Here is a 526-nt window from a genome sequence, read left to right as displayed (position 1 = left end):
TGAGTTCGATGTAAAAATTTAATTAATACTGTGTTTTTCACACAATAAAAAAGCGGGAATTTAGTATATTTAAGTGTCTAAAAACCAAATATTTAACTAAAATTCCCGCTATGATTTCTAATGATAAAGTTACTGAAATTTTCTTTGACATCGATGAGTTCTGTAAGGTTTTTAAACCCGCTTTTACACAAAAACTTCTTCAGGACGGCAAGAAACACAGAAAAAGAGCCTTCAAGATGTCGATGAGTGAGATTCTCACTATTACGGTCATCTTTCAGCTCAGCGGACACAGGGATTTCAAGCACTTCTATCTTTTTTATGTTCAAAAGCACATGAAAGCCGAGTTCCCTGATACCGTTTCCTACAATCGTTTTACTGAATTAATGCAAGCCAATATGCTACCACTTGTGCTATTTATGAAAACACGTTGCCTGGGAGAGTGCACGGGGATCTCTTTTGTGGATTCCACTCCTGTTAGGGTCTGCAATAACAAGCGCATTCGTTCCAATAAAGTCTTCGAAGGAAT

At 36.9% G+C, this 526-nt stretch carries 1 protein-coding gene; it reads left to right on the top strand.

Features of this window, described 5'->3' with window-relative positions; translation table 11 throughout:
• Positions 1–110: 110 nt before the first annotated feature.
• Positions 111–526: transposase (locus RM545_RS17520; protein WP_311496577.1), on the top strand; the 416-nt coding region annotated here is incomplete at its 3' end.

It is taken from the genome of Autumnicola lenta, assembly GCF_031846515.1.
Classification (GTDB): domain Bacteria; phylum Bacteroidota; class Bacteroidia; order Flavobacteriales; family Flavobacteriaceae; genus Autumnicola; species Autumnicola lenta.
This window is presented reverse-complemented; position numbering and strand designations above follow the sequence as displayed.